This is a genomic window from Arthrobacter sp. AOP36-C1-22 (assembly GCF_052377515.1).
In the GTDB taxonomy this organism is placed as follows: Bacteria; Actinomycetota; Actinomycetes; order Actinomycetales; family Micrococcaceae; genus Arthrobacter_H.
Genome location: NZ_JBQSWW010000021.1, coordinates 1 through 13889, shown reverse-complemented (window position 1 = coordinate 13889; position 13889 = coordinate 1). Strand labels below are relative to the sequence as shown.

General features: G+C 63.3%; 13 protein-coding genes and 1 pseudogene. 10 read left to right on the top strand and 4 right to left on the bottom strand.

The annotated features are described in order from the left end of the window. Positions 1-73 precede the first annotated feature (73 nt). A complete protein-coding gene (locus ACT3S6_RS11765; protein WP_444555109.1) occupies positions 74-2227 on the bottom strand; it encodes a PASTA domain-containing protein in 2154 nt (717 codons plus the stop codon). A gap of 147 nt (positions 2228-2374) precedes the next feature. Continuing rightward, positions 2375-2623 carry a WhiB family transcriptional regulator gene (locus ACT3S6_RS11760; protein ID WP_086994524.1) on the bottom strand — a complete coding sequence of 83 codons (249 nt, stop codon included), beginning with the start codon at positions 2621-2623 and terminating at the stop codon, positions 2375-2377. Positions 2624-2928: 305 nt separating this feature from the next. Between ACT3S6_RS11760 and ACT3S6_RS11755 the strand changes: the two genes are divergently transcribed. Beyond that, positions 2929-3372, top strand: a complete 444-nt coding sequence (locus ACT3S6_RS11755; protein WP_444555108.1) for a hypothetical protein — start codon at positions 2929-2931, stop codon at positions 3370-3372. Here the strand turns inward: ACT3S6_RS11755 and ACT3S6_RS11750 are convergent. Both ACT3S6_RS11750 and ACT3S6_RS11745 read right to left on the bottom strand, forming a co-directional pair. Then, positions 3369-6548: an FtsK/SpoIIIE domain-containing protein gene (locus ACT3S6_RS11750; protein WP_444555149.1), complete on the bottom strand. Its 3180-nt coding sequence runs from the start codon at positions 6546-6548 to the stop codon at positions 3369-3371. The two genes, ACT3S6_RS11755 and ACT3S6_RS11750, sit on opposite strands and share 4 nt — an antisense overlap. 168 nt (positions 6549-6716) lie before the next feature. Next, positions 6717-6986: pseudogene (locus ACT3S6_RS11745) on the bottom strand (FHA domain-containing protein); the annotation flags it as partial. 429 nt (positions 6987-7415) lie between these two features. Here ACT3S6_RS11745 and ACT3S6_RS11740 point away from each other — a divergent pair. The 9 genes from ACT3S6_RS11740 to ACT3S6_RS11700 form a co-directional block, all read left to right on the top strand. Beyond that, positions 7416-8642, top strand: a complete 1227-nt coding sequence (locus ACT3S6_RS11740; RefSeq protein WP_444555107.1) for a CpaF family protein — start codon at positions 7416-7418, stop codon at positions 8640-8642. Next, positions 8639-9490 carry a type II secretion system F family protein gene (locus tag ACT3S6_RS11735; RefSeq protein WP_444555106.1) on the top strand — a complete coding sequence of 284 codons (852 nt, stop codon included), beginning with the start codon at positions 8639-8641 and terminating at the stop codon, positions 9488-9490. Before ACT3S6_RS11740 ends, ACT3S6_RS11735 begins: the two co-directional genes overlap by 4 nt. Then, positions 9487-10428 carry a type II secretion system F family protein gene (locus ACT3S6_RS11730; protein ID WP_444555105.1) on the top strand — a complete coding sequence of 314 codons (942 nt, stop codon included), beginning with the start codon at positions 9487-9489 and terminating at the stop codon, positions 10426-10428. The genes ACT3S6_RS11735 and ACT3S6_RS11730 overlap by 4 nt, the downstream gene beginning before the upstream one ends. Positions 10429-10542: 114 nt before the next feature. After that, positions 10543-10722: a hypothetical protein gene (locus tag ACT3S6_RS11725; protein WP_444555148.1), complete on the top strand. Its 180-nt coding sequence runs from the start codon at positions 10543-10545 to the stop codon at positions 10720-10722. 25 nt (positions 10723-10747) lie between these two features. Beyond that, positions 10748-11173, top strand: coding sequence for a TadE family protein (locus tag ACT3S6_RS11720; protein ID WP_444555104.1), 426 nt, complete (start codon positions 10748-10750; stop codon positions 11171-11173). Positions 11174-11237: 64 nt separating this feature from the next. After that, positions 11238-11621 carry a hypothetical protein gene (locus ACT3S6_RS11715; protein ID WP_444555103.1) on the top strand — a complete coding sequence of 128 codons (384 nt, stop codon included), beginning with the start codon at positions 11238-11240 and terminating at the stop codon, positions 11619-11621. A 91-nt stretch (positions 11622-11712) separates the two neighbouring features. Next, entirely contained in the window at positions 11713-12144 is a 432-nt protein-coding gene (locus ACT3S6_RS11710; protein ID WP_444555102.1) for a hypothetical protein, read from the top strand. Between the two features lie 17 nt (positions 12145-12161). Beyond that, entirely contained in the window at positions 12162-13280 is a 1119-nt protein-coding gene (prfB, locus tag ACT3S6_RS11705) for a peptide chain release factor 2 (protein ID WP_444555101.1), read from the top strand. Between the two features lie 154 nt (positions 13281-13434). Further along, positions 13435-13889, top strand: a 455-nt coding sequence (locus ACT3S6_RS11700; RefSeq protein WP_444555100.1) for an SDR family NAD(P)-dependent oxidoreductase, incomplete at its 3' end; no start/stop codon positions are given.

Genomic DNA, 13889 nt, shown 5'->3' with positions numbered 1-13889 from the left:
CACGACGAAGGCCACGCCCGGGGAAGACCCCGGACGTGGCCTTGTCGTTGGAGGATCGAGCGGGCGGGGTGGCTCAGACGACCCCGAGGGTCACCGTGGACCCTTCGGGGAGTTCGCCGGAGGACGGGTCCTGCGTGGCCACCGTGCCGAAGATGATGCCGAAGCTGCCTTCGTTGATCTCGACCTCGAAGCCGGCGTCTTTGAGGATCTTCTCGGCCTTCTCCAACTGCTTGCCGCGCACCTTGGGCACCTCGACCATCCGCGGTCCCTTGGAAACGGCGAAGGTGACGGTCGTTCCCCGCTTGGCCTTTCCGGAGGAGGGCTCCTGCGAAATGACGATCCCCTTGTCGACCTTCTTGTCGAATTCCTTGCCTGACACCTCCGGTTCCAGGCCCGCGTCCTTCAACGTGGCTTTGGCGTCCTTCTCGGTGCGGCCGGTGACGTCGGGGACCTTGACGGGGGCCCGACCACGGGAGACCACGTAGGAGACCTTGGTCCCCCGGCGCACCTTCGACTCCGGCTTCGGCTTCTGCGAAACGACCTGACCGGCGGCGATCGATTCGTCGTACTCCTTCTTGGCCTTCCCCGGCACGACCTCGGCGTCCTTCAGGGCTTTTTGGGCGGTCGATTCCTCCAGCCCGACCACGTTGGGCACCGCAAAAAGCTCCGGACCTTTGGAGATCAGGAGCTCGACTGACTGGTAGCGGCGGATGGTGGTCCCCGCTTCCGGTTCGGAACCAACCACCAGGCCCTTCTTGATCTCGTCGTCGAAGACCCGGGTCGCACTGGACGAAACGCGGCCCGCCTCCAGGGCCTGCTGGGCGGAGGCAGCCGACTGGCCACTGAGCTGGGGGATCTGCACCGGTGAACCGGGGCCCATCCCGAAGAACCAGGCTGCGGTGGCCACCAGCGCGGTCACCAGGAAAAGTATGATGCCCAGGATCCAACCACGTCGTCGAGACGAGGGGGAAGCAAGGCTCTCCCGGGGTTTCTGTGCTTCACGCGCCCACTGCCGGCGGGAGTTTTTGGCCTCCTTGCGGGTCTGGCGTTCACGGGCCCGCCGGGACAGCATGGCCTGCTTCGACCGGCCGGCTCCGGACGCGGAGTCGAGGGCGGGTTGTTCTCCGGTATCGGTGGAATCGTTGTATCGGGGCAGTGCCTGTGTCGCTCCTGCAGGCGTTGAAATGACGCTGGTGGCGTTGTCTGGGACGCCCAACACCTCGGTTGCCCCATCCGGAAGGCCGGTCTGGCCGATGGCTTCGGTCCGGGCCGTGCCGTCGTCGGCGGCCGGCAGGGACATCAGGGCCCCGACGATCCGGGTGGGTGCGGATCCCGGCCCGGTATCCGGGGCGTCGGAATCGACAACGGGCTGGTCGAGTTCCTCATCGGTGAGCGTCCGTCGGATCTGCCGGATCTCGCCCAGGAGTGCTTCGGCATCCTGGGGCCGGTCCTCGGGTTCCTTGCGGGTGCAGAACTCCACGAGTTCATCGAGGTCGGCAGCAAGGTTCGGCAGGAGGAGCGAAGGGGCCGGCACGTCATTGGAGACATGCTGGTAGGCGATGGCAATGGGAGCTTCGGCCACGAAGGGCTGGCGCCCGGTGAGCATCTCGTACAACATGATGCCCACGGCGTAGATGTCGCTGCGGGCGTCGGCGGGGGCCCCGGTGACGAGTTCGGGGGAGACGTAGGCCACCGTGCCGATGAGGTTGCCGGTGGAGGTCTGGTTGCTCGCGGCGCGGGCCAGCCCGAAGTCGGCGAGTTTGATCTGGCCCGAATTCGACAGCAGGACGTTTTCCGGCTTGATATCGCGATGGACCAGGCCTGCAGCGTGTGCCGCGGCCAGGCCCTCGACGACCGCGTCCAGCAGGGCCAAGGCCTGGCGCGGTGCCATGCGTCCCTGGCTCTTGAGCAGGTCGCGCAGGGTATGGCCGTTGACGAGCTCCATGGCCAGGTAGGCGGTGTGTCCGTCGACGCCGGTATCCAGGACACCGACGATATGCGGATGGGAGAAACCGGCTGCGGTGATCGCCTCGGCACGGAAGCGCTCGACCAGCACCGGGTCCTCGGCCAAGTGTGGATGCAGGATCTTCAGCGCCACGTTGCGTTCGAGGCGGATGTCGGTGGCGAGATAGACCGTGGACATGCCGCCGACGGCCAACCGCTCGACAATGCGATAGCGGCCGTCGATCATCGTGCCCCGGTCGGGACTGGCTCCGTGTTCACTCACCCCACGATGGTAGCCAGAACCCGGCGCCTTTCCGTGGACATCCGCTCGGGGGAGGCGGAATCGTTGGGTGACGCTCAGGTCCTTAAACAGCCGGAGGGAGCGAATCCGTGGATTCGCTCCCTCCGAACGGCTAGAGGTTCTGTCTCGCTATGATGCGCGGCGGGCCCGGGCTGCGCGGCGCTTCAGGGCGCGGCGCTCGTCTTCGCTCATGCCACCCCAAACACCGGCGTCCTGGCCGGATTCGATGGCCCACTGAAGGCAGGTGTCGATGACCGGGCACCGGCGGCAGACGCTCTTGGCCTCTTCGATCTGGAGCAAGGCTGGTCCGGTGTTCCCCACGGGGAAGAACAACTCGGGGTCTTTGTCCAGGCAGGCTGCGCGACTACGCCAATCCATGCTTTTTGATGCTCCTTGGAATAGGTTTCGGGGGACGACCCACCACGGTCAATCCGAAGAGTGGGGCGGTGGCAGCACAAAAGAGAGCACTCACGAATGCTCCCGTTCACCTGCCCCATAAGATTGTCATGTTACTTGTGTGTAAACAAGGGTTGGACCGCAACCAATCGTTTCATGACACTGAGGCTTTTCTCACCCCAGCAAGGCCTTGCGGGGCAGGCGTTCCCATGTCAAGGCCCGCTCCGGGGGTGCCCTGGGGACACCGTCTGGTTGGGCCTGCCCAGCTCGTCGAGTAGATTCGGGGGGTGAGTTCCCCGAGTTCCCCCTCCCACCCTCCCCACGATCCGGCAGCCGTCCGTCGGCGCCCGCCATCGATCGTCGTGGTGGCGATGTTGTTGTTGCTCGAGGCCGTCGCTGCACTGGGCGCGGCTGCTTGGTACGCCACGTCGCTGGGTGAACCCGGACCCTTGTCGATGGGTGGGCGCATCTTCATGCTCGTTCTGATTCTCGGGGCGGCAGCATGGCAGGCCAACGTCGGGGTCCAGGTGTTCAAGGGGAATGCCTGGACACGCGCGGCCGCCGTGGTCTGGCAGGTCTTCCAGGTCATCTTTGCTGTTTCGTTCCTCGGGAGCGGGGGGTGGAGCCTGGTGCTGGGCCTGACGCTGCTGATCCCGGCGGCAGCGATCATCCTGCTGATTTTTGATCCGAAGGCCACTGCATTCTTCGGAGACCGCACACCACAAAACTAGGCGTCGGCACCATCCGCGACGGCACATTGGATCTGGGTCAGCCTTCCCTGGCGCAGCACGACGGCCCGCCCCGGCAGTGCCAGTTGATGTGGCCGGAGCCTCCATCCGGGGAAGTCCCCGTCACTGGCTTGCCGGGGGTTGAGCAGAAGAAACGCAGCCGGTGGGAGCATTCGTGCCACCGGGGGGAGCCGAGCGAGCCCGACCCGTTCGGGTGAGGCCGACATGACGACATGGGTGCCTGAGCGGATCAGGGAATCCAGATGAGCCAGGTCGGCGTCGGTGAGTGCCAGAACGTCATCGAGGAACAACAAGTCCGGTGGGTCAGTGGCCGGGCCCAAGGACCAGCGGATATCGAGGCCGGACCCCAGCTGGCCGGCCATCATGCGCAGGACGTTCGATTTTCCTGTTCCCGGGCCGCCCAGGACGAGACCAACGCGGCCGGGTTCCCAGATCCACGGCCGGTGTTCCGGCGCCATGAGCCCGATCTGATATCGGCCCGGGTGGCGGTCGATGCGCGGCAGCTGGTCTGTGCCGACCCGTGAAGGCAGGGGATGACACGAGCGAAGCGGCAGATTGGTCGGCGGGCCCTGGGCCTGGACGGTCGATGGCGCCGGTGTACAGAGTTGGACGACGACCCCCCGCTCAGGGGTAAGGGGGGACGTATATACGGCGCGCCCCGGGTATGGACCGGTGTTCTTGAGTCGTGGCCAGCCCATCAAGGTTTCTTCGCCCAGGCCAAAACGGAGGTACAGCCGATGGTCTGCCAAAGCGTGGAACCGGGAGGATGTCAGATCACGATCCCCGGTGACGATGAGACACGTGTTTTCCCGCTCCGTCGTACGGGCCAGGGCCGCGAGCCGGTCATCGAGGGAAGCGAAGTCCGAAACCCCCAGCACCGTGGCCCATGCCGCGAGTCCGCTGACGAGCAGGACCCGAGTTGCTGTCGGTTGGTCTGCGGCATCCGGCGGTGCATCAAAGACGTCCAGGAGTTCATGGACACGTTCCGGTTCCCCGGCAGTGACGTAACCGGCGACACGTGGGTTCCCGGAACCGGGGCCGAAGTGTCCTGCCCCGTCCAACACGTAGATGTGGCGCTCCGGTTCCCCCTGAGCGAGGGTGTTGAGTAGTCCGAGGAGCGAAGCGGCAGCGGAACTTCCTGGACCGGCGATGACTGCTAGGCGTCTTTGGGATTCAGGAATCCACCACAGCGGCAGCAGACGCTGATGCTCGATGTCGTCGATCAGGCCGAGCGCGATGGCCCCCTCGGGCCGTTGCGTACGGAGCCGTCGCGGTATGAAATGGAGTTCGACAGGGAGCGGTGCAGCGAACGTCGCGACCGGGGACGGCGGCTCCTGGACATCCGAGGTCCTTCGTTCCAGAAGCCCTGCCGGGGAAGAATCCGCGGGCTGTGGTCGGTGGATCGTCGTGATGGGACGGCAGTCCTGGAACCCTGGGCCTGTTTCCCACACCTTCCAGACCGGTGCGTCGTCGCCGACGGGCAGGGACCGAAAAGGCATGGGCGGATCACCGGCTCGACGCATGAAGCCGAGCCCCGGGCTGGACGCAGGGAGTTCGGCGGCCGCCGAAGTGCCAAGGAGCTCGCTCGAATCCAGTGGGCTGAGCAGACGAAGGGCGATGACCGTGTTGATGTTGGCGCGCATGGACGCCGTGACGACTCCCTGCGGGCGTTGGGTGGCGAGCAGCAGATGCACACCCAGGGACCGCCCCACTGTTGCGATGCGCATGAGTTCAGGAACGGCGTCGGGCAGTTCGTCGCTGAGGACACGAAACTCGTCGACGATGACCACGAGGCGCGGAAGTGGTCCGGACACCGAATCGGCAAGGGCCCGATAGCGGGCGTAGTCTTCTGCCTTTGCCTCCTTGAAGAGTGATTCCCTGCGCTGTAGTTCAACTCGTAGTCCGCCGAGGACCCGTTCTCCGGATTCGGCATTGAGATCAGTCACCAGGGTTTGGCAATGTGGTGTTTCTGCGTAGGGCCCCAGCGTGGCTCCACCTTTGAAATCCAGCAGGAGCAGCGACAACTGATCCGGACCGTAGCGGCAGACCAGATCCAGGGTCATGGCCTTGAGGAGTTCGGACTTTCCCGAGCCGGTGGTTCCCGTGACGAGGACGTGGGGACCATCGCAGACGAAGTCCAAGGACACGGCAGTCCCCTCACAGACACCAAATCGACTCAGGAGTGATTCTGCCGAGGAGGCCTGCCAGACGGGGGTGTGCCCTGCCGAACCTCCGCGAGGTGTATCGAGTTCGTCGTCGCGTGCGGCTGCCCCCGCAGCAGGAAACTCCAGCTCTTGTTGGGATGACCTGCAGGCCGTGGAGAAAGTCGCGGAGGAGATGCCGTCCACCGCGACCAGAACCTCGTCGTCGCCGTGGCTCAACGTGGACGTGGTGAGGTCGAGACTCCAGTCGGCCGTGGCCTCGGATATTGGAGTGGTGAGGATCAGGGCCGGCGGCTGGCGGTCCCCGTCGATACCGCGGATCGCCGCAGCGATGCGGTCTCCACCGAGGGTCCCTGGCGTGACCAGCAGGACCGAGGAAGGGTGCAGGGCGGGTATGAGCAGCAAGGCTTCATCCGCGTCGTTGCACACGCGCAGGCACGGCATGAGCCGTACTTCCATTGGGAGGGTATCGGTCCCGCCGATGATCATCAGGGTCGAAGCCGCAAGAGAACAGGCTTGGGAAAGCTGGATGACGGCCGAGCGGATGAGCGGGCCGAGGCCCGGTTCTGGTCCCGACAGGAGCCCCAATTTACCTGAAGAAATCGTGATGATGACGGGAGCGTTGACGGAAGGCACCTGGGGACCTCGGTCGGAAGGTGGCTGGAGGATGAGTGGTGGGACCACGCGTCCTGACCCAAGACGCAGGGGGTGGGAGACAGCTGCTGGCTGCCGTGCTTTGAGCGAGGCGCTGCCCCTTCTCGTGTTTTGGAGAACCTGGAGTCCGACTGGTGGGACCAGGTGTTCCATGTCCTGGATCAATTCCGTCGAGATGCCGTGGATACGTCGACGCAAATGACGACGTGAATTGAGCTCGATGGTCGCCGGGACCCCGCCGGTGACGAGGCCGAAAGCGCTGAAAGCCAAAAAGAACCATGAACCCAGGGTCAGCGCCAGAACGATACCGATGAGGAGGGGGAGGGCCGCTGTAGTCATCATCAGCCACGGCCTGCTGCCGGAAGCGGGGCGTGATAGTTGCGTCGGAGGTGGCGGCCATGGAGCCGGACGATCATAGGGGGACCGCGCATGGCCATCGACCCGGACGGAGTGAATGCGGAAGGTGGTGTTCCCCAGGGAGAACTCGTCGTCGGCGCCGAGGAACTGTTTCCTTGGTTTTGAGACACCGCGTCCGGTTGATCGTGGACCAGTGGTTTCCACAAGTGCAATGGAGGTCTTGTCGACGATGATGTCGGCATGGTGGCGGGAAAGCCCGGGATCGGAAGTAGCCAGGTCGCAGTCACCGCGTCCGATGGAGTATCTCCCGCGGGTCAGGAGCAGACGGGGACCACAATCCGGTCCTTTGATGGCAACCAGCCATATTTCGGAGGGCGTAGGCGGAGGTGAAAATGGTCGGCTGAACGGTGTGAGGGTCACCATCCCCTCGGTGGGGAGCTGTTCCACCTGATCCAGCTGTCCGCCACCGGCCAGACGGAGTCGCGCGTAGCCCAGATCGGTCAGGACACTTCCCAGCTCGGCCCCCGATAGACCGTCGGGGCCGGTGACTTCGAAACTCGTTGTCCGGGCAGCGTCGAACGGGCCCCAGGGCTGTCGGACGACGGCGACGTGAAGTGTCATGTGAAAGCGCCTTTCGCTCAATGATCCCCGGCTCCAGGTCACGTTAGCCCGGATTCACAAGCGCAATATTTATTAGCGAAATATTGTGGATAACATGCACAAGGATTTTCCACACATGGGCCTAATCCCTTGTTTGATGCATGCGGTGTGGGTAACGTCACAAGAGTTGTCCCAGCGGAGGACACCACGGGTATCAAGTCCTGTGCCCAGAACTTTGCACGGGAGATGCAGGTGGACGGACAACGCACCATCGAGGACGAGGCACGCGAGCGTGTTCGGCGCCGGGGACTGGACCCTTCCGAACATGTCGCCGAGATCCGTCGGATCGTGGACATGGCAGTGCGTGACTACGATGAACGATCCTTATTGGAAGGGCTGCCACGACTCGGGGACCTGGAGGAAGCAGGCAGATCGGTCTTCGACGCCATCGCGGGCTTCGGGCCGTTGCAGCCGCTATTGGATGACCCGGAGGTCGAGGAGATCTGGATCAACTCTCCTTCGGAGGTTTTTGCTGCGCGGGGCGGCAGTTCTGAATTGACCTCGATTCGGTTGGACGACGGGCATGTGCGGATCCTGGTGGAACGCATGTTGAAGACGTCGGGCCGCCGCCTGGACCTATCCACACCCTTTGTCGATGCCGCGCTGCCGGATGGGTCGCGTCTGCACGTGGTCATCCCGGATATCACCAGAAAACACTGGTCGGTCAACATCAGGAAATTCATTGCCAGGGCATCTCGCCTTGATCATCTGGTTGAGCTGGGATCGCTCAGCCGACAGGCCGCTGACTATTTGCACTCCGCTGTTGGGGCTGGACTCAATGTGCTGGTCTCCGGGGCCACACAGGCAGGAAAAACTACGCTGCTGAATTGCCTGGCTTCGGGGATCGGTAGCCGCGAGCGAGTCATCACGGTGGAGGAGATCTTTGAACTCAAGATTCCACTGCGCGATGTAGTGGCCATGCAGTGCCGCCAGTCGAACTTGGAAGGTCACGGCCAAATCGACATGCGCCGCATCGTCAAGGAGGCTCTGCGCATGCGGCCGGACAGGATCATTGTCGGAGAAGTCCGCGAAGCAGAAGCGTTGGACATGCTGATCGCGATGAACTCGGGACTTCCGGGGATGGCTAGCGTTCACGCCAACTCCGCCCGGGACGCCGTCACGAAAATCTGTACGCTGCCCCTGCTGGCCGGAGAAAACATCAACTCCAATTTCGTGCTGCCGACCGTTGCCTCCTGCATCGACCTGGTGGTGCACTGCGAGCGGAGTGCTGCGGGGCATCGCAGGGTTTCCGAGATCATCAAGCTAGGTCGCAGGGTCGAAAACGGCATCATCGAGTCCTCGACGACGTTCAAACGGACCGACGGCGAACTACGGATGGCTCCGTCGGCGGATCTGGCCCACGACAAGTTCGACAACGCTGGAATCGACCCGACCTTGCTCTTGGGGGTCGGACAATGACTTTGGTCTGGGGGCTGGTCTTGGGCCTGGGACTCCTATTGGTTTGGCAGGCATGCTGGAGCGAACCAGCGAAGCCGGCGAAACCACGGAAGCGCCGAATCCAGGCGCTGCTGTTGCGTGCCGGACTGGATAAGGTCAGTGTCGCTGGCTTCATGTCTGCCATGCTGCTCTGTTTCGTCATCGTCGCCGTGATCGTCTTTGTTGTGACGTTGTCGCCGCTGATCGCTCCCATATTCGGAGCTTTTGGCACACTCGTCCCGATGTTGGTCGTCCGCTGGCGTGCAGCCAAGCGAGCAATGGTGCTCCGGGAGCAATGGCCGGATGTGGTCGACCATCTTCGGTCGGCCATCCGGGCCGGTCTGTCGTTGCCGGAGGCGCTGATGCAATTGGGGGTTCAAGGCCCCGAGCAACTCCGGCCGGCCTTTACGGAATTCGGGCTCGACTACCGGGCAACGTCGCATTTTGTTGATGCGATGGAGCGACTACGGTACCGACTGGCAGATCCCGTCGCCGACAAGATCGTTGCGGCCCTGATGATCACCCGCGAGGTCGGTGGCTCGGATCTGGGAGAGATGCTGGGGACTTTGGGCGGGTTCCTCCGCGATAGTGCCCGCACCCGTGGCGAGCTCGAAGCTCGACAGTCATGGACGGTGAACGCGGCGCGCCTGGCCGTCGCTGCTCCCTGGGTGATCCTGCTACTCATGGCGTCCCAGCCACAAGCGGTCAAAGCATATTCAACGGTCGGAGGCGCCGTCGTACTTTTGGGCGGGCTGTTCATTTCCTTCTTGTGCTACAGGATCATGCTGGGTATTGGGACATTGCCCTCCGAGGAAAGAATCCTCAAATGACGGGCTCAATTGCCTGGTCCCTGGCGTTGGGGCTGCTGCTGGGCTCAGGACTCTGGTTGTGTTTTGTGAGACTTCCCGCCCTGCGTCGGGTGAAGTTCTCAGATCGCATTTCCGGGCAATTGCGCCCGGCCGCGAATCCTTCCGGGACCCGCCCCGGTCAAGTTGCGGCGGAAACGCCACTGGGTCCGCTGGTCAAGATCCTCTGGCCGGTCCTGAAGGATCTTGTCACCATGTTGAACCGTTTCAATCCGGCTGGGGGAGGAATTCAACGGCGGCTCCAACGGGCAGGACTGGTGGCGAGCGTTACCGAATACCGGATATCGCAATTGACTTATGCAGGTGCCGGACTTCTGCTGGGAAGCATTTTCGTTGTCGCATCGGCGGCGAGGGGGAACTTCAACGGGGTCCTGGCAATCACGGTGCTGTTGATCGCGGGGGTAGCGGGATTTGCGTTCCGAGAATGGCATCTCACGGAGCTGGGGACCCGACGGAGCCGGAGGATTCTGGGGCAGTTTCCGAGCATTGCCGAACTCATCGCCTTGGCCGTGGGGGCGGGGGAGAGCACAGTGGGGGCCATCGAGCGTATCTGCAGCACTGCCGAAGGCGATTTACCGGACGAATTCAAGGCCCTATTGGCGGATGTTCGATCCGGAACGCCCATGACAACGGCGTTCCAACGGCTGGCCAGAAGACTTGATCTCAACGCAATGACCCGATTTTCCGACGCAATCACGGTCGCAGCAGAGCGCGGGACGCCATTGGCAGAAGTGTTGCGGGCCCAAGCCCAAGATGTCCGGGACGCAGCCAAAAGAGAGTTGATGGAGACTGCCGGGCGTAAGGAAATCAGCATGATGATCCCCGTTGTCTTCGGCATGCTCCCGCTCACCATCGTCTTCGCCGTCTATCCGGGTCTCTCGCTGATCGACATGAACCTCTGAATGCCGAATGGGGTCTTATCCGCGGCATCCAGCCATCTAGCAGGAAGGCACAACACAATGAAGTACGCATGGAGCCAAGCCAGGGCACTCGGATTGACGGCGACGTTGATCTGCATGGCCAGGGTCCAAGGCCTCGGCTCGCGGTTTCGCGATGACGAACGGGGAGATGTACCTGGGTGGGTCATGATCACGCTGATGTCTGCGGTGCTGGTGGCGGCGCTGCTCGCCGTCGCGGGCCCGCGATTGAGCGATCTGTTCAACCAGGCCATCAACCGGGTATCCGGTCTCGGCTAGGAGGAGCCAGGACGAGATAGCCTCGATGAAGACTCTGCAGCATGCCGACAGGTGTCGCACGAAGCACGGCGCGGAAGCCGGTCCGGAGAACGGTTCCGCCGTCGCGGAATTCGTCATGGTATCTGCCCTGTTGACGATGCTGTTCGTCTCCGTTCTGCAACTGGCACTTGTCCTGCACGTACGCAACACGTTGATGGACGCCGCCGCGTCGGGAGCGCGGTTCGGCACACTGGCTGATCGTTCACCGGCTGAGGGGGCGCAGCGTACGAGGGAACTCATCGATGGTTCGCTGGGGCCGGGACTGAACAAGGACGTCGAATTCACAGCCACGACCATCGGCGGTCAGCCTGGGCTCAAGATAACAGTCAGCACTCCCTTACCACTGCTGGGGTACTTTGCGGTGGGTGGGCATCTGCATGTCAGCGGGGAAGCGGCGCGATATGGCGGATAGGGAGCTCATGAAACGAATCCGCCAGACGTGGGCCGATGGGCATTCATCGGAACGTGGATCCTCCATGGTTGAATTCATCTTCCTCGGGGTCCTCCTGCTGGTTCCGGTCACCTACCTCATCATCAGCGCTTCGCAGTTGCAGGCTGCCTCCTTCGCTGCAGTCGGTGCTGCAGACCATGCTGCAAGGACGTTCGCGACTGCCGATACCGAGACGGAAGGGGCGGCCCGGGCCAGGAACGCGGTTGAGGTGGCGTTGGGAAATCTTGCCGTGGACTCCCAGGCGGCAACGATGGAATACCGGTGTTCGCCGTCCTGCCTTGAGCCGGGGTCGACGGTGACGGTGGATGTCTCCATTCGTGTGGGACTGCCGTACCTGCCACCAGGAGTGGACCTTGATTTCGGGCGGTCTTCCTCGTCGGCAACCGTCCGCGTTGATCGGTATGGGTGAGTCGAACATGTCCACCGGAAGACGATGGTTCACCGGACACCGCCCCGGGTGCCGCAGAGTGCACGGGGCGTGGGGCCGCCACCGACCCCCCATGACCGAGGAAACCGGACAATCGATGATCCTGATCATCGGCTATGTACTGATAGTGCTCCTCGCCGTCAGCGCGACCCTGGCTGCAACCCTGGTCAACACGCAGGCCCGCAAACTCCTGAGCGTTGCCGATAGTGCCGTCACGGCTGCGGCCGACAGCTTCGAAGTGGAGGAAAATGGCGAAGACGGTGCCCTGGACTTGCGTCTGAGCGACGAAGGAGTGGCGGCGGCCGCCGCCAAGTACGTGGCCGACGTGGGTGCGGCGGAGAGGTTCGACGGATTCGCCCTGGCGCGCGCCAGCTCCAGCGGAGACGACACCACAGCGGTCGTGCGCCTGAGCGCGGTGGTGCGCCCACCCATTATTGGTTGGTTCGTCCCCGAGGGGATTCCCATCAGCGTCGAGTCCAGTGCCCGAACCGGACTCACCAGATGACGTAGTCTTGGAAGATCATGGCTTCTACTGACTTTCCCGCGGAAATCCGCGACCTGCGCAATACATTCGCCTCCATCGAAGCCGTCACCGACATCGAGCGGATCAAGACGGATATCTCCGAGCTATCCGAACAGGCTGGTGTCCCTGACCTCTGGGACGATCCCGCTGCGGCGCAGGTCATCACCTCCAAGCTTTCCCACCGGCAATCCGAACTGGGCAAGATCGAGCGGCTTGAAGCCCGCATTGATGACCTTGAGGTCCTGGTCGAGCTCGCGGCAGAGGAAAACGACGCTGACTCCCGGGCCGAAGCCGAGAAGGAGCTGAAGTCCCTGCGCAAGGCGCTCAGCCAGCTCGAAGTCGTCACCCTGCTTGCCGGGGAATACGACGAGCGGGCCGCGGTGGTCACCATCCGTGCCGGCGCCGGTGGTGTTGATGCCGCAGACTTCGCCGACATGCTCATGCGCATGTATCTGCGCTGGGCCGAACGCCACGGCTACACGACGACGGTCATGGACACCTCCTACGCCGAGGAAGCCGGCCTGAAGTCCGCGACGTTCGAGGTCAATGCCCCTTACGCCTTCGGGACGTTATCCGTCGAGGCAGGTACCCACCGGCTGGTGCGGATCAGTCCCTTCGACAACCAGGGACGTCGCCAGACCTCCTTTGCTGCTGTTGAAGTCATCCCGCTCATCGAAAAGACCGACTCGGTAGAGATCCCCGACAACGAGCTCAAAATCGATGTGTTCCGCTCCTCCGGCCCCGGAGGCCAGTCGGTGAACACCACCGACTCCGCCGTGCGGATGACCCACATCCCCACCGGGATCGTCGTCTCGATGCAGAACGAGAAATCCCAGATCCAGAACCGGGCCGCCGCCCTGCGCGTCATGCAGTCCCGGCTCCTCTTGGCGCGTCAGGAAGAAGAGAACGCGGCGAAGAAGGCGCTCGCCGGTGACGTCAAGGCCTCCTGGGGCGATCAGATGCGTTCGTACGTGCTCAACCCGTATCAGATGGTCAAGGACCTGCGGACCGAGCACGAGGTCGGCAATACCGGTGCCGTCTTCGACGGGGAGATCGACGACTTCATCGACGCAGGAATCCGCTGGCGGGCCAACGCCCGGCATGAACACGCCGAATAACACCCGTCACGACGCCCCGCAGAGGCCGCCGTCCCCTGACAGTTCCACCGCTGCCGTGCAATGATCCGAGTGCAGCGATCAACGGCGTGCTGCTTGGCCGGCCGCCTTCGATGATCGCTGGAACAGCGTGAAGTGCGAGAACGGGAGCAAAGCAATGAGCGGATATCTGCAGGGACGCCAGGCAATCGTCACCGGGGGAGCCAGCGGCATCGGAGCCGCATGTGCCCGGGCCTTTGCCGAGCGTGGTGCAACGGTCACGGTCGCGGACCTCAACGGGGAAGCTGCCGAGCAGGTCGCCTCCGAGATCGGCGGCAAGGCATGGCAGATCGACCTGGGGGACACCTCGGCGCTGGAGGACCTCAGCCTGGAAGCGGACATCCTGGTGAACAATGCAGGGATCCAGCGCATCAACCCCGTGCACGAATTCGTTCCCGACGACTGGCGGCTGATCCACCGGCTCATGCTCGAAGCGCCCTTCCTGCTCATCCGTGCGGTGCTTCCGGGCATGTATGAACGTGGGTTCGGGCGGATCATCAACCTCTCGAGCATCCATGGGCTGCGCGCCTCCGCCTATAAGAGTGCCTATGTCGCCGCGAAGCATGGCCTAGA

Excerpts from the sequence above, each read along its gene's own strand:
- ACT3S6_RS11710 (WP_444555102.1), top strand. The coding sequence starts at position 11,713 with ATGACCGAGGAAACCGGACAATCGATGATCCTGATCATCGGCTATGTA.
- ACT3S6_RS11735 (WP_444555106.1), top strand. The coding sequence starts at position 8,639 with ATGACTTTGGTCTGGGGGCTGGTCTTGGGCCTGGGACTCCTATTGGTT.
- ACT3S6_RS11725 (WP_444555148.1), top strand. The coding sequence starts at position 10,543 with ATGGCCAGGGTCCAAGGCCTCGGCTCGCGGTTTCGCGATGACGAACGG.
- ACT3S6_RS11760 (WP_086994524.1), bottom strand. The coding sequence starts at position 2,623 with ATGGATTGGCGTAGTCGCGCAGCCTGCCTGGACAAAGACCCCGAGTTG.
- ACT3S6_RS11715 (WP_444555103.1), top strand. The coding sequence starts at position 11,238 with ATGGTTGAATTCATCTTCCTCGGGGTCCTCCTGCTGGTTCCGGTCACC.
- ACT3S6_RS11750 (WP_444555149.1), bottom strand. The coding sequence starts at position 6,548 with ATGATGACTACAGCGGCCCTCCCCCTCCTCATCGGTATCGTTCTGGCG.
- ACT3S6_RS11730 (WP_444555105.1), top strand. The coding sequence starts at position 9,487 with ATGACGGGCTCAATTGCCTGGTCCCTGGCGTTGGGGCTGCTGCTGGGC.
- ACT3S6_RS11720 (WP_444555104.1), top strand. The coding sequence starts at position 10,748 with ATGAAGACTCTGCAGCATGCCGACAGGTGTCGCACGAAGCACGGCGCG.
- prfB (WP_444555101.1), top strand. The coding sequence starts at position 12,162 with ATGGCTTCTACTGACTTTCCCGCGGAAATCCGCGACCTGCGCAATACA.